At 36.3% G+C, this 22,760-nt stretch carries 25 protein-coding genes and 1 pseudogene; all 26 read right to left on the bottom strand.

All coding sequences use genetic code 11. The annotated features are described in order from the left end of the window. Nucleotides 1–13: 13 nt before the first annotated feature. On the bottom strand, nt 14–1,267 hold the full coding sequence (locus J2R98_RS03235; RefSeq protein ID WP_307066069.1) for a tetratricopeptide repeat protein: 1,254 nt from the start codon (nt 1,265–1,267) through the stop codon (nt 14–16). Nucleotides 1,268–1,290: 23 nt separating this feature from the next. Beyond that, complete coding sequence (gene aroA, locus J2R98_RS03240; RefSeq protein WP_307066070.1) at nt 1,291–2,589, bottom strand: 3-phosphoshikimate 1-carboxyvinyltransferase; 1,299 nt, start codon at nt 2,587–2,589, stop codon at nt 1,291–1,293. Nucleotides 2,590–2,606: 17 nt separating this feature from the next. Then, nucleotides 2,607–3,710: a 3-dehydroquinate synthase gene (aroB, locus tag J2R98_RS03245; protein ID WP_307066072.1), complete on the bottom strand. Its 1,104-nt coding sequence runs from the start codon at nt 3,708–3,710 to the stop codon at nt 2,607–2,609. Beyond that, nucleotides 3,710–4,873, bottom strand: a complete 1,164-nt coding sequence (aroC, locus tag J2R98_RS03250) for a chorismate synthase (RefSeq protein WP_307066074.1) — start codon at nt 4,871–4,873, stop codon at nt 3,710–3,712. Before aroC ends, aroB begins: the two co-directional genes overlap by 1 nt. 18 nt (nt 4,874–4,891) lie before the next feature. Next, nucleotides 4,892–5,665 carry a CheR family methyltransferase gene (locus tag J2R98_RS03255; protein ID WP_307066076.1) on the bottom strand — a complete coding sequence of 258 codons (774 nt, stop codon included), beginning with the start codon at nt 5,663–5,665 and terminating at the stop codon, nt 4,892–4,894. A 217-nt stretch (nt 5,666–5,882) separates the two neighbouring features. Next, nucleotides 5,883–5,963: pseudogene (locus J2R98_RS03260) on the bottom strand (transposase); the annotation flags it as partial. Nucleotides 5,964–5,975: 12 nt separating this feature from the next. After that, on the bottom strand, nt 5,976–6,296 hold the full coding sequence (locus J2R98_RS03265; protein WP_307066078.1) for a hypothetical protein: 321 nt from the start codon (nt 6,294–6,296) through the stop codon (nt 5,976–5,978). 388 nt (nt 6,297–6,684) lie between these two features. Then, entirely contained in the window at nt 6,685–7,131 is a 447-nt protein-coding gene (gene ndk, locus J2R98_RS03270) for a nucleoside-diphosphate kinase (protein ID WP_307066079.1), read from the bottom strand. 72 nt (nt 7,132–7,203) lie between these two features. Further along, a complete protein-coding gene (locus J2R98_RS03275; protein WP_307066081.1) occupies nt 7,204–8,169 on the bottom strand; it encodes a polyprenyl synthetase family protein in 966 nt (321 codons plus the stop codon). Nucleotides 8,170–8,190: 21 nt separating this feature from the next. Then, on the bottom strand, nt 8,191–8,895 hold the full coding sequence (locus J2R98_RS03280) for a demethylmenaquinone methyltransferase (protein WP_307066084.1): 705 nt from the start codon (nt 8,893–8,895) through the stop codon (nt 8,191–8,193). 126 nt (nt 8,896–9,021) lie between these two features. Beyond that, nucleotides 9,022–9,633, bottom strand: coding sequence for a heptaprenyl diphosphate synthase component 1 (locus tag J2R98_RS03285; RefSeq protein WP_307066086.1), 612 nt, complete (start codon nt 9,631–9,633; stop codon nt 9,022–9,024). A 164-nt stretch (nt 9,634–9,797) separates the two neighbouring features. Next, nucleotides 9,798–10,070 (bottom strand): non-specific DNA-binding protein Hbs, encoded by a 273-nt coding sequence (gene hbs, locus J2R98_RS03290; protein WP_307066088.1) that lies wholly within the window; start codon nt 10,068–10,070, stop codon nt 9,798–9,800. 418 nt (nt 10,071–10,488) lie between these two features. Then, nucleotides 10,489–11,967 (bottom strand): stage IV sporulation protein A, encoded by a 1,479-nt coding sequence (gene spoIVA, locus J2R98_RS03295; protein WP_307066090.1) that lies wholly within the window; start codon nt 11,965–11,967, stop codon nt 10,489–10,491. A gap of 153 nt (nt 11,968–12,120) precedes the next feature. Beyond that, nucleotides 12,121–12,504, bottom strand: coding sequence for a hypothetical protein (locus J2R98_RS03300; RefSeq protein ID WP_307066092.1), 384 nt, complete (start codon nt 12,502–12,504; stop codon nt 12,121–12,123). A 21-nt stretch (nt 12,505–12,525) separates the two neighbouring features. After that, nucleotides 12,526–12,843: a membrane lipoprotein lipid attachment site-containing protein gene (locus J2R98_RS03305; RefSeq protein WP_307066094.1), complete on the bottom strand. Its 318-nt coding sequence runs from the start codon at nt 12,841–12,843 to the stop codon at nt 12,526–12,528. A 17-nt stretch (nt 12,844–12,860) separates the two neighbouring features. Next, the gene (locus J2R98_RS03310; RefSeq protein ID WP_307066096.1) at nt 12,861–13,061 is read right to left on the bottom strand and encodes a DUF2768 domain-containing protein; all 201 of its coding nucleotides are present in this window, start codon (nt 13,059–13,061) and stop codon (nt 12,861–12,863) included. Nucleotides 13,062–13,271: 210 nt separating this feature from the next. Then, nucleotides 13,272–13,535 (bottom strand): stage VI sporulation protein F, encoded by a 264-nt coding sequence (locus J2R98_RS03315; RefSeq protein ID WP_146814867.1) that lies wholly within the window; start codon nt 13,533–13,535, stop codon nt 13,272–13,274. 81 nt (nt 13,536–13,616) lie between these two features. Then, nucleotides 13,617–14,636, bottom strand: coding sequence for an NAD(P)H-dependent glycerol-3-phosphate dehydrogenase (locus J2R98_RS03320; RefSeq protein ID WP_307066098.1), 1,020 nt, complete (start codon nt 14,634–14,636; stop codon nt 13,617–13,619). A gap of 14 nt (nt 14,637–14,650) precedes the next feature. Beyond that, complete coding sequence (der, locus tag J2R98_RS03325) at nt 14,651–15,961, bottom strand: ribosome biogenesis GTPase Der (RefSeq protein WP_307066100.1); 1,311 nt, start codon at nt 15,959–15,961, stop codon at nt 14,651–14,653. A 94-nt stretch (nt 15,962–16,055) separates the two neighbouring features. Beyond that, nucleotides 16,056–17,192, bottom strand: coding sequence for a 30S ribosomal protein S1 (gene rpsA, locus J2R98_RS03330; RefSeq protein WP_307066103.1), 1,137 nt, complete (start codon nt 17,190–17,192; stop codon nt 16,056–16,058). A 70-nt stretch (nt 17,193–17,262) separates the two neighbouring features. Next, a complete protein-coding gene (locus J2R98_RS03335) occupies nt 17,263–17,844 on the bottom strand; it encodes a lysophospholipid acyltransferase family protein (RefSeq protein WP_307066105.1) in 582 nt (193 codons plus the stop codon). A gap of 3 nt (nt 17,845–17,847) precedes the next feature. Then, the gene (cmk, locus tag J2R98_RS03340) at nt 17,848–18,522 is read right to left on the bottom strand and encodes a (d)CMP kinase (protein WP_307066107.1); all 675 of its coding nucleotides are present in this window, start codon (nt 18,520–18,522) and stop codon (nt 17,848–17,850) included. Nucleotides 18,523–18,564: 42 nt separating this feature from the next. Further along, nucleotides 18,565–19,224, bottom strand: coding sequence for a flagellar brake protein (locus J2R98_RS03345; protein WP_307066109.1), 660 nt, complete (start codon nt 19,222–19,224; stop codon nt 18,565–18,567). A 103-nt stretch (nt 19,225–19,327) separates the two neighbouring features. Then, on the bottom strand, nt 19,328–20,668 hold the full coding sequence (gene ypeB, locus J2R98_RS03350; RefSeq protein ID WP_307066110.1) for a germination protein YpeB: 1,341 nt from the start codon (nt 20,666–20,668) through the stop codon (nt 19,328–19,330). Between the two features lie 12 nt (nt 20,669–20,680). Further along, a complete protein-coding gene (gene sleB / locus J2R98_RS03355) occupies nt 20,681–21,628 on the bottom strand; it encodes a spore cortex-lytic enzyme (RefSeq protein ID WP_307066909.1) in 948 nt (315 codons plus the stop codon). A 171-nt stretch (nt 21,629–21,799) separates the two neighbouring features. Next, on the bottom strand, nt 21,800–22,759 hold the full coding sequence (locus J2R98_RS03360) for an asparaginase (RefSeq protein ID WP_307066112.1): 960 nt from the start codon (nt 22,757–22,759) through the stop codon (nt 21,800–21,802). Nucleotide 22,760: the final 1 nt, after the last annotated feature.

Below are 22,760 nucleotides of genomic sequence, written 5' to 3' on the forward strand. Positions count from 1 at the left end.
TCCCCCCTCTTACTTATTGTTCTTTCATTCTTAACATGAACTCGCGAACTTCTTCATCATCTGGGATGACTTTTAAGTAAGCATTCAATATATCTAAAGCCTTGTGAAGATCCCCTTCCTCCACTAAGAACATACCGTATTCTTTTAAGAAATTTGGATCTTCGCTATAAGTGAGTGCTGCTTGTTCAAAATGACTTTTAGAAAGGTCAAATTCCTCTAGTTCATTATAAATTTGAGCTGCTCTCCAATTTAAAACAACAGGATAACCTTCATAGCCCATCAGCTGATCAACTAAATCTTTCGCTTGCTCGTATTGCTCATTCTCAAAATAAATGTTTAACAGTAACTCTACTCCATCTTCATAAGCAGGGTCAATCGCTAAAGCTTCTTGCAAATAAGTAACCGCTTCTTCCTGCTTATTTAACTTCAGTGCATATTGAGCCGCTAATAAATATAGTTCATTGTTGTGTTCATCTTTATTAATACCTTGTACCGTTGTATCAAATGCTTCCTGCAGTGCACCATCTTCATAAAAAGCTCTAGCTAACATTGGATAAACACTCGTATACTCAGGGTCTAGGTCAATCAATTGATTCCAAACTTTCGTACAAATATCAAACCGTTCAATTTGATAGGCTGTGTAACCGTATTTGAATAATTGATCAGGTGTTTCTAGTTCAATTAATTCAAAGTAATTAAGGGCCTCTTCCCAATCACCAACTGATGATAATGCTTCAGCTAACCGTTCTTTAATATTAACAACATCAATACTCGGAGCTTCCTTATCTACTTTTTTATAAAAAGGGATTGATTTTTGGTATTCGCCATTAGAGAACGCTAGCTCTGCCAATGCTAAATCAATAATTGGTTCTTCCGAATCAATTGATTTGGCTTCCTTAAGCTTTTGTTCAGCGACCTCAAATAAACCTTGTGATTGATAAAAGTCAGCTAATAGTACTAAGGCTGTCGTATAAAAATCTGAGTCTTCTTTTATTTCTCCTAGAGTTTCTAATACCAACTCGTCTTCACCTAAGTCAGTATAAATTTCGGCTAACAGCAATCTTATTTGGTCATCATCTGGGTATAACAGAAGCATGTCCTCGTAAACATCTCTTGCATCATTCAACAATCCCCATTCTTGAAGTAATTGTGCAATATCGAATCGTTCTGCATCTTCAGCTTCTGCAACATAACTCTTTAACAATTGCACAGCTTCATTAATTTTTCCTTCCTCTTTAAGTTTCAATGCTTCGCCAATTGTTTCCATACCTTAAATTCACCTTTCTATTTTCAAAGTTCGTTTTCCTTTATGATTGATCTTAAATCTTCAAAAAATGTTGGATAAGAGATTTTTATACAATCAGTTTGGTCAATTGTAACAGGCTGATCACTGATTATTGAAGCAATAACTGCCATCATCGCCATACGGTGGTCATTTTTAGATTGGACAGAACCACCTTTTAAATCTGTCGGCCCATTTACTACCATTTGATCTTCTGATGAACTGACCGTTGCTCCAAGGTTCTGTAATATGTTAACAGTTGCCTCAATCCGATCTGTTTCTTTGTAACGCAATTCTTTAATGTGGTTAATTTTCATTTCACCTTGTGATTGTGTTGCAACAAGTGCTAATAGAGGAACCTCATCAACCATACTAGGTATCTCTCGCTCTGTAACTGTTGTTGGTACGAGTTCAGAATATGAGGCTTCAATTGTACCAACCGGTTCATCTCCAATATAATGTTCAACCGTAACTGTAATCTTAGCACCCATCCGTTTCAACACATCGACAAAGCCCATACGAGTCGGATTAACACCAACCTGTTCTAGTACTAAATGACTACCTGGAGTTATGACAGCTGCGGCAACCCAAAATGCAGCTGATGATATATCACCTGGTACAGTTATTTTCGCCGATTTTAAAGTTTGCTTACCGATAATTTTAATTTGTTGACCATTAATTTCAATTAAACCACCAAAAGCTGATAGCATTTTTTCGGTATGGTCTCTAGTAGGGTTATTCTCAATCACCGTTGTCGTTCCATTAATTAATAAGCCAGCTAGTAAAATAGATGACTTAACTTGCGCACTATCAACTGGTAAATGATAAGTGATTGGTTGTAAATGACCACCATTTACACTTAGTGGCAACTTATTTTCTTCATTTAAAGAAGAAAATTCAGCTCCCATCTCTGTAAGTGGGTTAATAACTCTACCCATTGGGCGTTTACTTAATGAATCATCACCAGTTAAATTGACTTTAAATGGTAACGATGACAGTATCCCCAACATAAGCCTAGTTGTCGTTCCTGAATTACCCATATCAAGAGCACTGACAGGCTGACTAAATGAATCAACGCCTCTTCCCAATACTTTTACTTGATTACCAGATTCACTAATATGTACACCTAAAGATTTAAATGCTTCAATCGTCCTTCGACAGTCTTCTGAGTGTAAAAAATGATCAATAACAGTCTCACCATATGCAAGTGATGCAAACATAATTGCTCTATGTGAGATCGATTTATCTCCTGGTACTCTTACCACTCCACTAATTGAAGCCCTTTTGTAGTGAAATTGTTCGGTCACACAACCCCTCCTCACTTCTAACACAACTTCTTTACATTTGGATGTTGTGTTATATACTCAACAAATCCGTTTAATAAGGTCTCAATTTGCTTATAATCAAAGTGTTTAACATAAGGTTGTCCATATGCCCTCAACAGAATAAGTGCGATTTGTTGGGTGTCATTCTTTTTATCAGCTAACATGACTGTTAACAATTCTTCAGCTTTCCAATTTGTAACGTTCAACTTATACCCTAATGTAGTTAACCAATCGACTAAGCGTTGATTAAGTAATTGGGAGTCACTCTCATTCTCTAAATCAGAGACATATAAGTCAAATAAGATTCCAATCATAACAGACTCGCCATGCGTTACAAAGCTTGTAGAATAAACAGATTCAATCGCATGACCTAAAGTATGGCCGAAATTCAAGTATTGCCTAATACTAGACTCACGTTCATCATGTTCTACAATTGCTCGCTTAACATGAATAGACGCCTCAAGAATATGAGCGAAATCTGAATCATGACTAGATACTTTCGATTTATTCATTAATTCTTTAAGTAAAGACACATTGTCAATCAAACCATGTTTAATCACTTCAGCCAAACCAGATCTAAACTCTTGATCACTCAATGTTGTTAACATCTCTTGGTCATAAATGACAAGGTCAGGTTGATAAAACTGACCGATTACATTTTTTACATTCGATAAGTTGATTGCAACTTTACCCCCAACACTACTATCATGCGCTAACAATGAGGACGGCATTTGAATAAAGCCGATCCCTCTCATATATGTTGAAGAGACAAACCCAGCTAAGTCTCCAACAACACCACCACCTAATGCTAATACAGCGGAGTTACGATCCAACTGCTCGGCTAGTAAAAACTGCTGTATTCGTTCAAACTCAGCCATAGACTTAGAGTGTTCTCCGGCTGGTATGACATAACTGACTGTTGGAACATGTGGAGATAAAGCGGCTGTAACATCGTTTAAATAGTGTTGTGCAACATTAACATCTGTAATAATCGCGACTTTATTAAATTTAAATGGCTCAATCAATTGACCAATCTCATTTCTAATTTTATAACCGATTAAAATACGATAACTTTTAGAAGCTTTAACATTAATCTCCTTCATTAAAACGTTCTAATCCTTTCTCTATACTCATTAACAGATTCCTTCAATTGCTCCATATAATCGGATGGGAATTGTTCAATAATAGAACTTGCAACTTCCCAAGCGACAACATGTTCCATAACAACAGCTGCTGCAGGTACAGCACAACTGTCAGAACGCTCAATGCTAGCTTGAAACGGTTCTTTCGAATTAATATCTACACTTTCTAAAGGTTTATAAAGGGTGGGTATTGGTTTCATTACTCCTTTAACAACGATTGGCATTCCTGTCGTCATACCACCTTCAAAACCACCTAAATTATTCGTTTTACGATAATAGCCACGTTGTTCGCCATAACCGATTTCATCGTGTGTCTCACTACCACGTGTACGAGCTGCTTCAAACCCAATTCCAAACTCAGCACCTTTGAAAGCATTAATACTGACAACAGCACCAGCAATCTTGGAATCTAATTTTCGGTCAAATTGAACATAAGAACCTAAGCCTGCTGGTACTCCTTCGACCGTTACTTCCACGACACCGCCAATCGAATCACCATCTTGTTTAGCTTGATCAATCGCGCACTTCATTTCTTCTTCTTTTGAATCGTCAATGACACGTACTGGTGACTCGTTAGATTTCCTTATCTTCTCTTCAACTGACATAGGTAGATCATTAGCTTTAATTCCATGTATCTCTTTTACATAGCCAACAATATTAATATCTAGTTCTTTTAATATCTTTTTAGCAATTGACCCAGCTGCAACACGTGCTGCCGTTTCTCGGGCAGATGAACGCTCTAATACATTTCTCATATCACGATGATTATATTTTAAAGCACCATTTAAATCAGCATGCCCAGGTCGAGGTTTTGTCACTTGGCGCCTAATATGTTGTTCTTCATCAATTGGGTCCTCACCCATAATGTCTTCCCAGTTTTTAAAATCGTCATTTGTAATCGCAAGCGTAATTGGTGACCCTAGCGTGTAACCATGTCTAACACCACTTAACATAGATACTAGGTCCTTTTCAATTTTCATACGCCGGCCTCTTCCATATCCACCCTGCCTGCGTATGAGCGACTCATTGACATCTTCTTTAAGTAAATTTAATTGTGCCGGTATACCCTCTACGATTGTCGTTAACTGTTTACCATGTGATTCTCCAGCTGTTAAATATCGCACTTCAAAACACCTCTTAAATTATTGTTTTTCATAAAAAAACGTTTCAGCTACTTCAAAGTTAAAACTTTGTGGGTTAAAAATTTGCTCTGTACTACCGACAAACAAGACCCCACCTTCAACAAGTGATTGTGAGAACCAATCATACACTTGGTTTTTCGCATCTTCTGTGAAATAAATTAATACATTTCGACAGACAATCAAATCGTAACTTGAACGATAACGGTCAGCTAATAGATTATGTTTACTAAATTGTACACATTTCTTAATTTCATCTGATAGCGAGTAGAAATTGCCTTTTTTATGAAAGTACTTCTCTTTTTTGTCACGTGGAACTTCTTTTAAAGATCTTTCCGGATAAACGCCTTCTTTCGCACGCTGGATAGCCAGTTCATCTATGTCTGTTGCGTGGATTGTTATTTCACTCAGTGGGAAATAATCACTTAAAATCATCGCAATCGTATAGGGTTCTTCACCAGTTGAACAAGCTGCACTCCAAACTTTCAATCGATCTTTACCTTCCATTAATGTAGGAAGAATCTTCGTTCTGAATGTTTCCCATCTATTAAAGTTACGATAAAACTCTGAGACATTAATTGTCATTCGATCCAAAAACTCAAAATATAATTGCTCGTCTTGTATTAAAGCCTGATAGTAGTCATTGAAATTGGCGAAACCACGTTTATCTCTTAGCGTCGTCAACCTTCTTTTCATTTGTTTTTCTTTATATAAGGCTAAGTCAATCCCGGTTCTTTCCTTTATATTAGATATAAACGTTATGTAATCATCCTTCATAATACCTCTCCCATCATAACATCTATTATATAATAGGTCTTATGTCTAATGCTAGAAATTACAAATAGAAAACACATACACTATGTAAAAGAGGTTCTAAGTCAAATGTTGGGGTGCCCGTTAAGGGCACTCCTTATTCATGCCATGTGTGTTTATACTGGTGATGTAATAATACTTTTCGGCGCAATCGATCAAAGCGCTGAAAACCAAATGCTTGTCACTTAATGACCTTTGTTTGGTTATTTAGCCCTTCAACGTAACCGTTGTGTAAGTTATAACCAAAGCTATTCAATATCTCTTTCTGCCAATTTTAAAGCGTCTTAATCGCTTGATTTAACTCAGGTATCTCCGATTGTTTTACGGTATCGTAAAACCCGTATAAGTTTGCTTTAATCTCCTTTAAGTGATTTGCCCCTAAATCCTTAACCTGATCAAACCAATCACAGAACCATTCTTTGATTAAGTAATCGTCAGTGAGTAGTTCCGATTTATCACAATGTGATGTTTGACAGTCAGGGCAAGGTGTCATCTCACGTGGGCGCTCAACATATATGTGATAGAAACCATTTTCGTCTCGTGTACCAATGACTTGAAAGCTTTCCAATCCTGGTAATGTCATGTTATGATGCAAATGCACGCAACTCCTTTTGTTTTGTTTTAGTGGTATAAAACAAGAATAACAAATAAGGAGTTAGCGTGCTTTTTTGTATTTCTGGTTAAAGCACAGAGTTGGTATCAGGTGAGGAGCGAAGGTGGCGACTCCTGCGGGAACAGCACGAGTCTCGAGACCCCACAGGCCCCGCTTTTTGGGCCGAGGAGGCTCGAGCCGTGCCCGCGGAAAGCGTCCACCGAGAGCGGATCACCTGATACCAACGGTTCAGGTAAAAGACACTCTACTTTTAAGTGAAATTGTACAGCTACCCCAACAAATATTTTAGAACCGTAAAAGAAAAAACCAACCGTGTCAATAAGATCACGATTGGTTAAAACTCTTTAAGTATATACAATTAATTTTTATATTAGTAAACCCATTGGTCAGCATCTTTATTGTAGTCAACTAGACCACCTTCGCTAAAGAAAAGACCGATTTCACGTTCAGCTGATTCAGGTGAATCAGAACCGTGAATAACGTTTTTACCAACTGTTAAACCATAATCGCCACGGATCGTGCCGATATCTGATTCTGCAGGGTTTGTAGCACCCATCATTTTACGAGCTGTTGCAATAACGTTTTCACCTTCCCAAACCATAGCAAATACAGGTCCAGAAGTAATAAAGCTAGTTAACTCACCGAAAAATGGCTTGTCTTTATGCTCTCCGTAATGCTCTTCCGCTAATTCGTTAGGGATTTGCATTAGTTTAGCGCCAACAAGCTTGAAACCTTTTTGTTCGAAGCGAGATACGATGTCACCTACTAAATTTCTTTGTACACCGTCTGGTTTAACCATAATAAAAGTTCTTTCCATTGTCTTGTCACCTCTTAAATTATTTTGTTTCAAACCGTAAAAAGTTTATCAAATTTTAAGATAAAATACAATTTAAAATTTACGTTTTCCTAAATAGCCAGCAATTTTTTGCAATGTCCGCTTCGATTTAGTGTTTGGTAAATCATCTAACTGTTGTAGAGCTTTCCTTAAATAGGTTTGACTATATTGAAATGATTCTTCAATAGCATGAGACTCTCTTATTCGTTCAATAGCCTGTTCTGCTTTTGTTAAGTCATTAGGGTCATTGAAAAATTGCTTCACTTGATCGTAAATCGATTGATCGTTAAACGCTAAAATGGTAGGTAAGGTTAAATTACCGTTTAATAAGTCACTTCCTACAGGCTTACCTAGATCTTTTTCATTCGATGTAAAATCTAAAATATCGTCAATAATTTGATAAGACATACCTATGTAATAACCATATAAACCTAAACGTTCAACGACTTCTGGTTCACTATTAGCTGCTATAGCACCTAACCTTGTACTAGTAGCAATTAATAAAGCTGTTTTACGCTTTATTCTTCTAAAGTAATTAAATAAACTTTGGTCAATATCATATTTGTCTCTCAACTGTTCAATCTCACCTATACAAACTTGGTGGATTGTATCAGATAAGACGTCATGTATTTGTTGTTCATTTTGACCTTTGACTAATTCTAATGTTCTAGCAAAGAGAAAGTCCCCTGTATACATAGCCGTTAAATTATCCCACTTATAATTAACAGTCGGATGTCCTCTTCTTGTATCTGCAAAATCAATGACATCATCGTGCACTAAGGAAGCCATATGGATAAGCTCTAGTGCAACAGCTACATTAACGGCCTGTTTTGTATCGGCTTGACCAAACTGAGACGATAATAAGACAAAGATTGGCCTAATTCGTTTACCACCAGCTTGTAGTAAATGATTGGAAGCTGTTGAGATCATCGTGTGTTCATTACCGGTAATCTGTCTCATCTTATTTTCGATTTCATTAATATCATCGTTCATATACTTAATAGTGGTTGCCAACTTCATCAAATTCACCTTTTTAACAGTTTACTTTTTTCCTAGGTGCATAGCCGCTGCACCTAAAGCGAAGCTCTTAACTTTCACATCATCAAAACCTGCTTCAAAGAACATCGATTTCAGTTTCGTTTTACCAGGGAAGTTTTTCGTTGATTCATGTAACCAAGCATATTCTTCGTAACTTTTAGCGAACATCTTTCCAAACAACGGCATGATATGTTTAAAGTAAAAGAAGTATAATTGCTTAAAGACAGGAAGTGTCGGCTGTGAAGTTTCAAGACAGACGACTTGACCACCTGGTTTAACGACACGGTACATTTCTTTTAACACTTGCATATAGTCTGGAACATTCCTTAAACCAAATCCGATTGTTACATAGTCGAAACTATTGTCTTCATATGGTAGAGACATTGCATCACCGTGTACGAATGTCACCTGGTCTGCACTTTGTTCCCGTTTCTTTTCCTCCCCAACTGACAACATGTTTTGACTAAAGTCGAGCCCTACGACATTCCCTTTAGGCCCTACAGCATCAGCTAACGCTAAAGTCCAATCCCCTGTACCACAACAAACATCTAAGCAATGTGAATCTTTCTCAACGTTCATTTGTTTCATCACAGTTTTGCGCCATGCTTTATGACGCTGAAAAGAAATGATGGAGTTCATCCGGTCATATCTTTTATATATTTTCTCAAAGACGTTATGTACTTTCTCTGATTTCGTATTTGGATCCATCTATTTCTCTACTCCTACTTACGCTTTTTATAATTAGATTTATGACAGTGAGCACATGGTTATTATTAGACACCAATCGAAGGTGAACCATTATCAAAATAATCAAAGTGGGTATTATAGAAACATTTAACGTTGTTCAATCACTTGTTTAATTTCACTTTGTTGATGGTTTACTAAATCATTAAACCACGGTAAATAATTATGGAGACTTAAGATTTTATTTTTTATTTCAGGTAGCCACTCTTCTTCATAGCTTTCAACCTCATAATATTTAGCAATGCCATTAAATAAGTGTGAATAAACATTAATTACTTGTTCAACCCACTCGTTAGGCGAAAATTGTTTATGTAATAAGTCTACTTTATATTCATTGATTCTCTTTATGTACGGTAAAAAATGATAGAGAGCGTTCGTTAACCCCGCATTAGAAAGTAACTTATAAAACAAAGAACTGTGATAATCGCCTAATAAAACTTTGAGCTGATTATCTTTTAATTCTTCTTGAGAACTACTTTCATTAAAGTATTGATCAACTATGTCGTGAACGTTTAGCGATACTTGCATATTGACTAGTGCATCAGCAATGATATGGTCCTTCTGATCAACAAGTTGATATATATACCACATATAACCTTCAACAAATACTTGATCATACAAAGCTTCATCGATATAAGGGTGTTTATATCGTTTCAGAAACTCATTTTTAAAGTTATTTATGTTTTCAAAATGCGTTTGCATATATAATCACCTTTTAAACCTAAATTAGGTTGAATATCTCTTCTTTATGTATTTTAGCACTTTTCCTCTATTTTATCTAATCTACTGAGTTAAAAAATCGTTAATAAGACGTTACATTAAAAAAAGAGGGGTTGTCCCCCTCTTTTAAATGCCCTATGTATCAATTATTTAACTGCATCTTTAAGGGCTTTACCTGGTTTAAACGCAGGTACTTTGCTTGCAGGAATATCAATCTCTTGACCAGTTTGAGGGTTACGACCTTTACGCGCAGAACGCTCACGTACCTCAAAGTTACCAAATCCGATAAGTTGTACTTTTTCAGATTTTGTTAAAGAATCAGTAATTGCTTCAAACACTGAATCTACAGCTTTAGAAGCATCCTTCTTTGAAAGATCAGCATTTTCAGCTACAGTATTGACTAGATCTGTCTTGTTCATGTTTTTCACCTCCTTCAAAAGTTATTAATATAAGTTAACTTTCACTTTAACTTGATTAACTAAAAAGCAAAAGTTAATCACAGAAATGACTAAATTATTGCAAGTTTCAAACATTCAAACTACTAACATTGTTACCAAAATTTAAACAGAGATACATAGAAAATGCAACAAATACGCATTCTATCAGTGTTTTGCAGTAATCAAACTCGTTAGTAGCATATTTTTCTAGTTGATGTAACTGCATATTATCACATGCTTTGAGCAGTTTCAACACGAAATTGCACCAAATCAACGTTTTTTAGGTGTTTTTAGGTATTTTTGACTAATCATCAGTTACATATAATGTCATGATTTACATATTCAAGTTCAAAATAAAAAGCGAGTGCCTTATTAGGTCACTCGCTCTTTAACGATATTTTTATAAAATTATAGCGATTAAACCACCGCTACCTTCATTAATAATACGCTCTAAAGTGTCTTTTAACTTATAACGAGCATGCTCTGGCATTAATGTTAACTTAGCATGGATTCCTTCTCTAACAATTGAACTTAAGGAGCGGCCAAAAATATCAGACTTCCAAATAGATAATGGATCTTCTTCAAAGTCTTGCATTAAATATCTCACAAGCTCTTCGCTTTGCTTTTCAGTGCCAATAATTGGTGCAAATTCTGATTCTACATCAACTTTGATCATATGAATTGAGGGTGCTACCGCTTTTAACCTTACTCCAAATCGTGAACCTTGCCTTATAATCTCTGGTTCTTCTAGTCGCATATCTTCTAATGAAGGACTAGCAATTCCATAACCTGTTTGTTTAACCATTGATAGTGCATCAGAGACTTGGTCGTACTCTCGCTTGGCATCAGTATAATCTTGTAATAGCTCTAACAAGTGGTCTTTGCCTCTAATTTCTTCTCCAACAATTTCATTTAACACTTGATCGTATAATTCATCTGATGCGTGTAAGTCAATCTCTGCAACACCTTCACCCATTTCCATTCCAGCCATTCGCGCTTCAGTAATGAATTCATAATCATGGAATTCACCTACAACACGATCAACATCTCTTAAACGTTTAATGTTTTGAACGGTGTCTTGAATCGCTTCTTGGAACTGCCTTCGTAACCAATGATCTTCTTTTAATGACATTACCCAACTTGGTAAATTAACATTAACTTCAAGTACAGGGAACTCATATAAAGCTTCACGCAAAATGTTATTAACGTCATCTTCACGAAGATTTTCAACTGACACCGGCAATACTGGAATATCGTATTCTTCTGCAAGTTCTTCTCTTAATAAGTTTGCATCCGGTGAATGTGGTTGGCTTGAGTTTAATACCATAATAAATGGTTTACCAACTTCTTTTAATTCATCAACAACTTGCCTTTCAGCTTCTAAATAATCTTTTCTTGGGATGTCACCGAATGAACCATCAGTTGTTACAACGATTCCAATTGTTGAATGTTCTTGAATCACTTTTCGTGTACCCATTTCCGCTGCATCATGGAATGGGATAGCTTCTTCGTACCATGGAGTATGAATCATTCTAGGTCCGTTTTCATCTTCAAAACCTTGAGCACCTGTAACAGTATACCCGACACAATCGACTAAACGTACGCGAACATCTAATCCTTCTTCAACAGCTACTTCTACAGCTTGATTAGGAATGAACTTTGGCTCAGTAGTCATAATTGTTCGACCAGCAGCGCTTTGAGGAAGTTCATCTTTCGCTCTTTCCCTTTCCTGCTCATCAACGATGTTAGGTAAAACAACGAGATCCATAAAGCGTTTAATGAACGTCGATTTACCTGTTCTTACTGCTCCAACTACTCCTAAATAAATGTCCCCGTTTGTCCGTCTCGATATGTCATGAAACACGTTAAACTTTTCCATTTTATCCCTCCGACCTGATCCATTTATCGACCACTTGTTATGATTTGGCACTACTAATTTATGTCGTTGTCCTAATCAAATATGACTTAAAAATATAAAAAAATAGAGATTCTAATAAATAATAATAGAATCTCTACTTAATCTTATGAAAGTTTATTCAGTTACTATGCCTTCTTTTAGAACAATTTGCCCATCTTCTAAATACATTTCAGGTGAAAATGCAGGGACTATTGGGTAATGCTCGATTAGTAAATACCGTAAATCACCATCATATTGATCGATGTCTTCACTTTCCATCAATTGATAAACATCAGGTCGATAATCTACAACAGCTTCACCTTGAGTTGTCATGACGACGTCAAGCTCTTGTCCTGTATATGGGCTTGTCACATGAGGTTCTTCCCTTAGGTTGACGCGATCTTCATTAATCGTAAATAAACCATTTCCTAACGACTCACCATATGGAGGATTACCTGCACTATTACGGTAAATGTTTATCTCATAATTAATTGACCTTAAAGTTTGCGTTACGCGCACATCTGAAACTTGTATGGTTGGTTATTCTCTTGGATCAACGATTACATATGAGTAATAACCACCTTGTTCATAGGCGTTACCTGGCGTCTCACCTAAAATATTCTCTTCTTTTAGAGCATTAAAATTTACTGGATACTTTATAAATAATGGTGTGTCCTGGTCTCTAGTATGAATCGGTAATATTCCATTGTTCCGTTCTCTAAACTCTTCTACTGCTTGTTGTACAGCCGCTAATTGTTCTTCGTTTGTAGCCTGATTCTCTTGCATTCGTTCATTTGGGTACAAACAACCAGATAATAATAAGGTAAAAACTAATAAAAATATGATTTTTAATTTCATGGTGTACTCGCCTCCTTTTACGGCGGGGTAGGCCCGCTAAACACGATGTACAAGATTATAAACCCACCAACTAACATACAAATATAGGCGATGGCTGCAACAACTCCACTAATAATGCCTGTTAACTTATGTCTTGCTAACAGTATTAGACCTGTTGCTACAAATAGTAGAATCATACCGACAAATGATATGTACATTCTTAACATTGGTTCTGACATGGGGATGCCTTCCTTTCACACAGTTTAAAACCAATAAAATTATAACACGAAATAGTAAACTTATGCTTGTCCAAACATAGTTAAAAGAGGTGTAGGGGCATACACCTCTTTTATAATGACTAACTTCCTCAAAAGTAGCTCAAAATTCTATTACATTTCATCATATGAATTTTAGCATAGTTATGCCAAGTCCTCTTGCCCAAATTATAACTATTTTTTGAAAATCTGTTGTAACGTTGAGTAATCTATTGAATCACTCTTTTTAACAATCATCTCTACTAATTGGTCTTCCTTTTGTTGACTCATCGGTTTATTTGCCATTCTTGCTAATTGTTTAACTAACCTACGTACAGTTCTTTCATCTGAGAAATCGGCATTTTGTACGGATTGTGCCACTTGGACAATTTCTTCAGGCGATATATTGGCTTTCTTATTCAAGTGCTCAAAAATTGACTGTTGAAAGTCTTGACTCATGTTGATCCTCCTTCAGTATGCATTCGTAATAATATATGCATTCTAAAAGAAGTTGTTCTATTTTAAGACAGATGAATTAGACTATCCATTAGAAATTTGCTCAAGCTCATCCGCTTTGCTACGGTTCATTAAATCATCGACAACGTCTTTAGCAGGTTTATCATTAACAACTAGTTCATAGAGGCCTTCTGTAATTGGCATATTTACTTCTAATTTTTTAGACATTTGATACGCAGCTTTCGTCGTACGTACACCTTCAACAACCATTCCCATTTGATCTAATACGTCATCGAGCTTGTAGCCTTTGCCTAACATATTTCCTGCGCGCCAGTTTCGGCTATGTTGACTTGTGCATGTAACGATTAAATCACCGACACCTGTTAAGCCAGCAAATGTAAGTGGATTGGCATCTAAATGTTTACCTAAACGAGCAATTTCTGCTAAACCTCTCGTAATTAACGCCGCTTTAGCATTATCACCATAACCTAAACCATCAGAGATCCCGGCACCTAAAGCAATAATATTCTTTAAGGCTCCACCAATCTCAACACCTACGAGATCTTCATTCGTATACACTCTGAAGCTCTCGTTCATAAATAAATCTTGAGCTATAATCGCTTGATCAATTTGTAAAGATGATACTGTAACAGTTGTTGGCTGTCTTCTTCCAACTTCCTCAGCATGACTTGGGCCACTTAATACGACAATTCCTTTACCTAGTTCAGGACCTAATTCTTCGGCCATCATTTCAGAAATGCGTTTATTAGTTTCAGGTTCAATCCCTTTTGATGCATGTATAATGGTTTGATCACTTGTTACATAAGGTTTTACTTGCTGACACACTTGTCTAATCGCTTTAGTTGGTACTACAAACAAAATGGCATCAGCACCTTTTATAACTTGTTCTAAACTGGTATCGGCATGGATTAAATGATTTAGCTGAATGCCTTCTAAGTATTGTTTATTTTCACGATCATTATTTATTTGTTCAGCTTGTTCTTGACGGTGTGACCATAGAGCAACTTCATGATCATTATCGGCTAACACGATTGATAATGCCGTACCCCAACTTCCAGAACCTAATACAGCTATTTTCCCCATATTTTCACCTCATTTTAAGATCTTTGTCTTGCATAAATTTTAATCGGTGTTCCATCAAATCCAAATGCTTCACGAATTCGATTTTCTAAAAATCTTTCGTAAGTAAAATGCATTAAACTAGGGTCATTAACAAATACGACAAATGTTGGTGGTTTTGCTGCTACTTGAGTCGTGTATAAAATTTTAAGTTTTTGTCCTTTTATAGAAGGTGTCGGATTAATTGCCAACGAGTCTTCGATTACTTCATTAAGCAAGTTTGTTTTCACTCGTTTTGAATGATTTTCACTAGCTTGTATAATTTTCGGAATTAATGTGTGAATTCTCTTTGTTGTTGCTGCAGATAAGAACACGACTGGAGCATACGATAAAAATTGAAATTGTTTCCTTATATCCTCTTCAAACTTCTTCATCGCATCTTGTGAACTGTCAACTGTATCCCACTTATTAACGACAATAACGATCGCTTTGCCAGCTTCATGGGCATAACCAGCAATTCTTTTATCTTGTTCTATTATACCTGTATCAGCATCGATTACGACTAAAACGACATCTGAGCGTTCAATTGCTTTCAATGCTCGAAGAACACTATACTTTTCAGTTGATTCATAAACTTTTCCGCGTTTCCTCATGCCTGCTGTATCGATAATTGTGAAGTCTCGATCTTCACGCTTAAACTCAGTATCGATTGCATCCTTCGTCGTACCCTCAATATCACTAACAATAACTCGGTCTTCACCGAGTAAAGCATTAACTAGTGACGATTTACCAACATTTGGACGTCCAATTAGAGAGAAATAAATACGTTCATCATCTTCATCGTGTTGGACATCTGTTGGAAAATGCTTAACTACTTCATCCAATACGTCACCTAAGCCTAAACCGTGTGTACCTGATACAGGATAAGGTTGACCCAATCCTAGAGAATAATACTCATATAATAAATCTTGCATTTCATAATTATCAATTTTGTTAACGGCTAAAACGACTGGTTTACTTGATTTGAATAAAATTTTAGCGACTTCCTCATCCGCCGCTGTAATACCTTCACGACCATTTACAAGAAAGACAATAACATCTGCCTCATTAATAGCAATCTCTGCCTGTTCTCTTATTTGTACTATTAGCGGTTCATCACTTAAATCAATCCCGCCAGTGTCAATTACATTAAATGTATTATTTAGCCACTCTGCTTCAGCATAAATACGGTCACGTGTTACACCTGGTACATCTTCTACAATGGAGATTCTTTCCCCAACTAGCCGGTTGAAGATTGTTGATTTTCCTACATTAGGCCTTCCTACAATGGCTATTACTGATTTTCTCATCTTTATCATCCTTTAAACACTATTCACTTTTATTGTGTCCAACTATATTTAATATACGATTAAAAAGAGTGGCGTTTAAAGCCACCCTTTTAGATTACTTATTAAAATCTTTTAATTGATCACCAATTAAGTCACCAATTTGAAAAGCACTTTCGTCATCTTCTTTTTGGTACTTTTGCATCTCTTTATTTTCCTCTTCTTCTTCTACTTCTTTTATACTTAGAGAAATTCTTTGTTCTTCTTCACTAACGTCTAGTACTTTCACTTTGACTGACTGACCAACAGAAAGCACTTCTTGAGGTGTTTCGATATGGTCTTTAGAAATCTCCGAAATATGAACGAGTCCTTCTACTTGTGGGAGCACTTCTACAAACGCACCAAAGTTAACAAGTCGCTTAACAGTGCCTTCTACCACATTGCCTGATTTAAGTTGTTTCTCTACTCCAGCCCATGGTCCTGGTTGTAAATCTTTAATTGATAGGCCAATGCGTTCTGTGTCACGGTCAACAGTAATCACTTTCACTTTAACTGTTTGCCCAACCTCTACAACATCTTCTGCTTTTTCAATGTGATCATGAGAGAGTTGTGAAATATGAACTAATCCATCAACACCACCAAGATCAACAAAGACACCAAACGATGCGATACGTTGAACAACGCCTTCGACAACATTTCCTACTTCTAATTGGTTAAACAGCTGTTCTTTTTTACGCTCTTGCTCAGATTCAGCAACTGCTTTGTGTGATAGAATTACTCTATTACGTTCTTCATTAATTTCAATAATCTTTACCGATAATTGTTTTCCTTTATACTTTTCTAGATCATCAACATAGAATGTCTCGATATGTGATGCAGGAATAAATCCTCTTATACCAACATCAACAATTAAGCCTGCACCCACGACTTCTGTTACAATTGCATCGAGAACTTCCTCTTCATCGTAAACCTTAAGAAGTTGTTCCCAAACGACTTTATGATCTTTTGCTTTTTTAGATAAAATAATTACATCATCTTCTAGTTTTGTAACAACTGCTTGGAACTCATCACCTTCAGATAAAACCTCATTCGTATGATCAACATGCAAATGAGATAGCTCAGAGATTGGTATAATGCCATCAAATTTTGCTCCTATATTCACAACTACTTGTTTTTCCTCTAGTTTAACTACTGTTGCTGTTACTTCATCACCAACATTTAAAACTTTTTCACTTAAATTATCCTGTCCAGTCATCTTAATTCTTCCTCCTTCTTCCTCAAAAAGAAAAAATAGCTATGTAACTTATAATAAAATAATCATAACATCATTTTTTATTTTCATCTATTAATGATTGTATATTTTCCATAATTTCATCTGTAACTTCTTGTGCTGATGGTTTATCTTCTTTCAATGTTTCAAATTCGATCGGTGGTCCATAGATCACTTTTAACGGCTTGAACCTTTCATATGTACCAATAATGGCACATGGAATTACGGTAGCATTTGAACGCATAGCAAAAAAACCAGCACCTGCTAATCCTTTCTTAAGCTGTCCATCTTTACTACGAGTCCCTTCAGGAAACAAACCTAAAGTACCACCATCTTCAAGCAGTCCCAAACCATTTCGTAAGGCATTACGGTCACGCATCCCTCGCTTTACTGGAAAAGCTTGTAGATTTCTTAACAGAAAACCGATTCCCTTCTTCTCAAACAATTCTTCTTTAGCCATAAAATGTATATCTCTTGGACAAGTAATTCCGACAACTGGAGGGTCATAATTAGATATGTGATTTGAACAAATAATTACCGGACCTTCCTTCGGTACATTCTTCTTTCCAATAATTTTAATTCTAAATAAAAATTTAAAGATCGTATATACAACTGCTTTAGCAAATTTATATAACATGACTTAACCCCCTTTAAAACTAGAGTGATTTTGAATAATTGTAAGAATACTTTCTTTAACTTCTTCAATTGATTTTGAAGTCGTGTCTATTTCTATTGCATCATCAGCTTTCGTTAATGGAGCCATCTCTCTTTGAGAATCGATTTGGTCACGTCTTTCTATTTCTTCTTTCAATTGATTTAAGTCAGACTCAATACCGCGATCAATATTTTCTTTATGACGTCTAATCGCACGTTCTTCAACTGAGGCTACTAAAAATATTTTCACCTCTGCATTTGGAAGAACATACGTCCCAATGTCTCTGCCATCAACAACAACATTAGCTTCCTCTGCCAACTTTCTTTGCATCGCTACCATGTGCTCTCTAACTAATTTATGTTTAGCAACGATCGATACATTGTTTGTAACATCGCTTTGACGAATATCGTCTGATACATCATCACCATTAATGAGAACATCTTGCCCATCTTCTTTATGTTTAAAAGAAATTTTAATTTGTGATGCTAATTGTGCTAAAGCTTCCTCATCTTCTAGATTAACTTTATTTCGTAAAGCTTTTAAAGTTAATGCTCTATACATTGCTCCAGTATCTATATAAAGATAATCTAGTTTCTTTGCTATTTGTTTTGCTACAGTACTCTTCCCCGCAGCAGCTGGTCCATCGATTGCTACTCTCATAATTATTCCTCCAGTAATCGTCTTGCATAGCTGTTCTATTAATTATACTTTAAGCTTTCTTCGTCTTTCTAATTGTCGATCAAAGCAATATTTAATAATGGTCTCTCGCTTATCGTCTTCTATTGAGTTAAATTGAATCGAAAGTTTATAACCTTCCCCTTCATTAAGAGGAGAGTAACGAATGGTCCGTCCTTTGACATTTAAGTAAACATAATCATTCGCTTCAAATGGTAGGACTAGCATAATGTCAACTTCTTCATTCGGAATGAAGTTTTGTTTCATGCTTTTTACAGCTATTCCACCACCACTTAAATCTAAAGTATGCGTAATCAATTCTTCTTTAGATTCATCCAGCGGATAGACTGCCACGTCCAAATTTGTTTCAATCCTTACATATTCACGCCTTTGAACTTTAATTAACTCTTCGTTTTTTGGAAATGGAATTTCAATAATACTTTTTCCTTTTTTCCGCTTTCTTTTAACTTCAGAGTAATACATATAAACAACATCATGATCACTAATGAATGAAACCCTTATTTTAGTATTTTCTAGAAAATAAAAGGTTCTTCCAGTACTTTGATTTGAAGGATAATCAGCGTATATTTTTTTACGATTTAAATCAACAACTTTTGTATGTAACTTCTCTTCAACTTGGTCACCTTTGACTGTTTCTAGTGTTAGCTTCATCCCTACTGTTATCATTTCACTAACCCCTTTTAGTATGAGCTAACTTTATTATGACAAAAAACTATAAAAAGGAAAAGGCTAAGTTGCCTTTTCCTTCTTAATTTTTACTATTTAGTCTCTAGCTATAAACTTCCTCACTTTGCTTCAAGCGTTCTACTCGTTCCTCAAAACCATCGTCAGCATTGATAAATACGCGATAAGTTGTTGAATCAATGGTGCCGAGGATTTCATATGTTAACACTTCTTCACCTAAATCATTTTCTATAACAGCTAATCTTTGTTCCCTTACCTCTAAACTTTGATTAACATGTTCAGTTGCTTCTTCCTCAGATAAAGTCGCTTCAAATTCACGATCTGTTCTAGTTTGTTCATTAAACACATAGTCCTTTGCTGTTAATCCAATGATGTCACCTTCGTCTAATGCCACTTTTACTTGAATACTATCAGGATAATACAATATATCATCTTGCTCATGAACAAACTCATATACACCTACTTTATCATATTGTATACTTTCAACCATTTTAACATCATCAAAATCAAGGTCTTCTAATAATTGTTGTGCTTCATTCATTCCATCATGCAAACTTACATTTGCTTCATCAAGATCTCGGCTTAAAAGGTAAGATAACACATGTCCACCTTGTCGAGTAATCTCAGCATAACCGTGTAAATCCTCTGTATCGAATGAAGCATTATACATCGGTATAACTGATCCCTCACCAGTTTCAGTTACGACTAGCTCAGCTTGTTGATCTAACTCAAAATAATCCCTTATAATTTCCCGTATATCTTCTTCAGTTTGTTCTTCACCATCAATTTCAATCTCCTTATCACCACGTTCAGCTGAAGAAAGCCCTACAGAATCGTCAAAAGTATCATAGCTTTCTGCATTTCTCTCAACCGTTTGCAAACCGTTTATAATTGAGTCTTCTCGCGGTTCATTAGTAGCTAACATGACTTCAACATCCATCCACCTAACCCCTTCTGACAAGACTTCATGCTGAATAGTTCTTAAATCACGTCTAATTTCATTTGATTGGTCTTGGAGTTGGCTTAATGTATTAAGTTCATCGTCAGACAATGGATCATCATCTAATCCTCTAATCGAGACACGGTAAGCAAACTCTCCAATGTTGTTTAAAAACTGTTCAGTCTTATTAAATGGTACTAGTGTTAAAGGTAGTTGTGATACATCAGCCTTTGCTTCAGACGTGATCTTCCAAATATCGGTCATTTGAGGTGATACATTATCTGGAGCATTCATAGCTAACACGGTATCGATCTTCTCATTCAAAGTATCTACACGGTACGAAAGGTCATGGAAAGCACGCTGGTAATTATTTTCCGCTTTAATTAGTACCGCATTTTTTTCTTGTTGTTCCTGGTAGCCCCAAACAAGGGCACCAATCATTCCAACTAATAGAACAACGTATATAATCCATCTAACTGCACCCATATTTCTTACCTCCTAGTTCATAAATATGTGCTTGCCAATTCGTTTAATTTGTGGCCTTGACCAAATCCAGTCTGACGTTGCAGTATCTGGGTTGAAATAATACGTTGCACCACCTGATGGGTCCCAACCATTAATTGCATCCATCACCGCTTCACGCGCTTGTTCATTTGGTTCCATATAAATTTGACCATCATCTACCGCTTCAAAAGCTAACGGCTCAAATATAATACCAGAAATCGTATCAGGAAATTCAGGATCTTCTATTCTATTTAAAATAACACCTGCGATGGCAACTTGACCGTTATAAGGTTCACCACGCCCTTCAGCATAAACAGCCTGTGCCATTAGTTGAATATCATTTTGCGAAAATCCACCTGGCACATTAACGGCTTCACCTTGTTCACCTTCTGGCGCTTCTTCTTGTTCTGGAACTTCAGGAACATCACCATCGAAAGTTCCTTCTTGACCTTCAGGCTGTTGTTCACCTGGATCTGCTTGTTCATCTTGCCCTGGTTGTGGTGCTTGTTCAGGCGCACCTTCTTCAGCAGGTGGTTGGCTTGGTGCTCCTTCACCTGATGGTGGTTGGGTACCGGAATCATCAGGTGCTTGCCTACCTTGTTCACCATAATGGGTGAAATCTCGTCCTTGGTTTAATTGTTCTCTAATCCATTGTTCATCGTACTCGGTTGCTCGAATAAGCATATCTTTTGTATGATCACCAACCAAACCATCAACTTCTCTTAAACCGAATTCTTCTTGAAAGTTACGAACGGCCCAATAAGTCTCCCATCCATAAACTCCATCAATTCGACCATTATAAAAGCCGATATACTGCAGCCTTGATTGTAGTTCAACAACATCATCTCCAGTAGCTCCTTTTTGGATCACCTGTTCACTAAACCCTTCAGATGTCTCTTCAGGTAAAAATGCTACTATTCCAACACAAAGCGTTAAAATCATAATAATTTTGCTAATCTGATGTTTCCTTCTCAATGTTGATCCTCCTCAATTACTGTCTAATCTTGTTGCTTATTTTTTGTATCTTTTCCGTTAATATTCTTTGAAAATAAAAAAAGGCTAACAGAAGAAACAATTACCAACTGTTAGCCTAAAAAATTCCTTTATCAATTTTTAGTTGAACTGAAAGTGACGCTGGTCTGTCGACAGTTGAACTGCTAACTTTACCCTCGCCTTTTTACAATCATAGTCATGACCTAATAACACACCATGGTTCGTTAAATCATATGCACTACCTTCATAATCATAGGTTGGATAAACCGCACCCTCTTCGGAAGCTGTCGTAATGACAACTATGACACCTTGATTAATCGCCCTTTTAATAGCTGGCATCATTTTTGGAGGAACTTGCCCTCTACCGACACCTTCTAAAATGACCCCTTTAGTTCCAGCTTGGACAAGGCTATCCATAACAGTTCCATCACCATCAGTGTAACACTTCACTATATCAACACGAGGTAAATAGCTTCCTAAAGGATAAACTTCTCTGCCTATCGGCTTCTGATATACTTGAACGATATCGTTATCAATAATACCTACATAGCCAAAGCCAAACGCATTAAACCCTTGAATGTTACTAGCATGTTCTTTTTTAACATGTTTAGCAGTAAATATGCGTTCATTAAATACAACAACAGTTCCAATATTTCTTAGATCAGTACTACAAGCACAATAAATGGCATGCCTTAAATTTATATAAACATCACTACCTAAGTCACTAATGGACCGTTGCGATCCTGTTACAACAACAGGCCTTTCATCACTAATAGTTAAATCTAAAAAGTATGCTGTTTCTTCAATGGTATCTGTACCGTGTGTAACAACAACACCTGAAACTTCAGGGTCTTGGAAATGGTGCTCGATTATTTGTTTTAACTTAATCCAATCATTTGAATCTAAATGTATACTTGGCTTTTGAAAAGCAGAATCAATCGTAATATCGATTTCATCTGGTAATTCACATAAATCGGCGAGCTCTTCACCTGTCATCGCTCCAGATGATAACTTACCACTTGGGTGTTTTGGCTTGCTCGCTATTGTACCACCTGTTGTTATTAGTACGACTTTACTCATA

Origin of the sequence: Alkalibacillus filiformis, from assembly GCF_030814115.1 — a bacterium.
Classification (GTDB): domain Bacteria; phylum Bacillota; class Bacilli; order Bacillales; family Alkalibacillaceae; genus Alkalibacillus; species Alkalibacillus filiformis.

What these genes read in the sequence shown, in the direction of transcription:
- sleB (WP_307066909.1), bottom strand. Translation starts at nt 21,628, where the DNA reads ATGATTTTAACGCTTTGTGTTGGAATAGTAGCATTTTTACCTGAAGAG.
- cmk (WP_307066107.1), bottom strand. Translation starts at nt 18,522, where the DNA reads ATGAGAGTAGCAATCGATGGACCAGCTGCTGCGGGGAAGAGTACTGTA.
- J2R98_RS03275 (WP_307066081.1), bottom strand. Translation starts at nt 8,169, where the DNA reads ATGAAGTTGGCAACCACTATTAAGTATATGAACGATGATATTAATGAA.
- hbs (WP_307066088.1), bottom strand. Translation starts at nt 10,070, where the DNA reads ATGAACAAGACAGATCTAGTCAATACTGTAGCTGAAAATGCTGATCTT.
- J2R98_RS03315 (WP_146814867.1), bottom strand. Translation starts at nt 13,535, where the DNA reads ATGAGTCAAGACTTTCAACAGTCAATTTTTGAGCACTTGAATAAGAAA.
- J2R98_RS03280 (WP_307066084.1), bottom strand. Translation starts at nt 8,895, where the DNA reads ATGGATCCAAATACGAAATCAGAGAAAGTACATAACGTCTTTGAGAAA.
- J2R98_RS03305 (WP_307066094.1), bottom strand. Translation starts at nt 12,843, where the DNA reads ATGAAATTAAAAATCATATTTTTATTAGTTTTTACCTTATTATTATCT.
- J2R98_RS03310 (WP_307066096.1), bottom strand. Translation starts at nt 13,061, where the DNA reads ATGTCAGAACCAATGTTAAGAATGTACATATCATTTGTCGGTATGATT.
- ypeB (WP_307066110.1), bottom strand. Translation starts at nt 20,668, where the DNA reads ATGGGTGCAGTTAGATGGATTATATACGTTGTTCTATTAGTTGGAATG.
- J2R98_RS03235 (WP_307066069.1), bottom strand. Translation starts at nt 1,267, where the DNA reads ATGGAAACAATTGGCGAAGCATTGAAACTTAAAGAGGAAGGAAAAATT.
- J2R98_RS03345 (WP_307066109.1), bottom strand. Translation starts at nt 19,224, where the DNA reads ATGATAACAGTAGGGATGAAGCTAACACTAGAAACAGTCAAAGGTGAC.
- der (WP_307066100.1), bottom strand. Translation starts at nt 15,961, where the DNA reads ATGAGAAAATCAGTAATAGCCATTGTAGGAAGGCCTAATGTAGGAAAA.
- ndk (WP_307066079.1), bottom strand. Translation starts at nt 7,131, where the DNA reads ATGGAAAGAACTTTTATTATGGTTAAACCAGACGGTGTACAAAGAAAT.
- J2R98_RS03335 (WP_307066105.1), bottom strand. Translation starts at nt 17,844, where the DNA reads ATGTTATATAAATTTGCTAAAGCAGTTGTATATACGATCTTTAAATTT.
- aroB (WP_307066072.1), bottom strand. Translation starts at nt 3,710, where the DNA reads ATGAAGGAGATTAATGTTAAAGCTTCTAAAAGTTATCGTATTTTAATC.
- J2R98_RS03285 (WP_307066086.1), bottom strand. Translation starts at nt 9,633, where the DNA reads ATGCAAACGCATTTTGAAAACATAAATAACTTTAAAAATGAGTTTCTG.
- rpsA (WP_307066103.1), bottom strand. Translation starts at nt 17,192, where the DNA reads ATGACTGGACAGGATAATTTAAGTGAAAAAGTTTTAAATGTTGGTGAT.
- spoIVA (WP_307066090.1), bottom strand. Translation starts at nt 11,967, where the DNA reads ATGGAAAAGTTTAACGTGTTTCATGACATATCGAGACGGACAAACGGG.
- J2R98_RS03320 (WP_307066098.1), bottom strand. Translation starts at nt 14,636, where the DNA reads ATGGGGAAAATAGCTGTATTAGGTTCTGGAAGTTGGGGTACGGCATTA.
- J2R98_RS03360 (WP_307066112.1), bottom strand. Translation starts at nt 22,759, where the DNA reads ATGAGTAAAGTCGTACTAATAACAACAGGTGGTACAATAGCGAGCAAG.
- J2R98_RS03255 (WP_307066076.1), bottom strand. Translation starts at nt 5,665, where the DNA reads ATGAAGGATGATTACATAACGTTTATATCTAATATAAAGGAAAGAACC.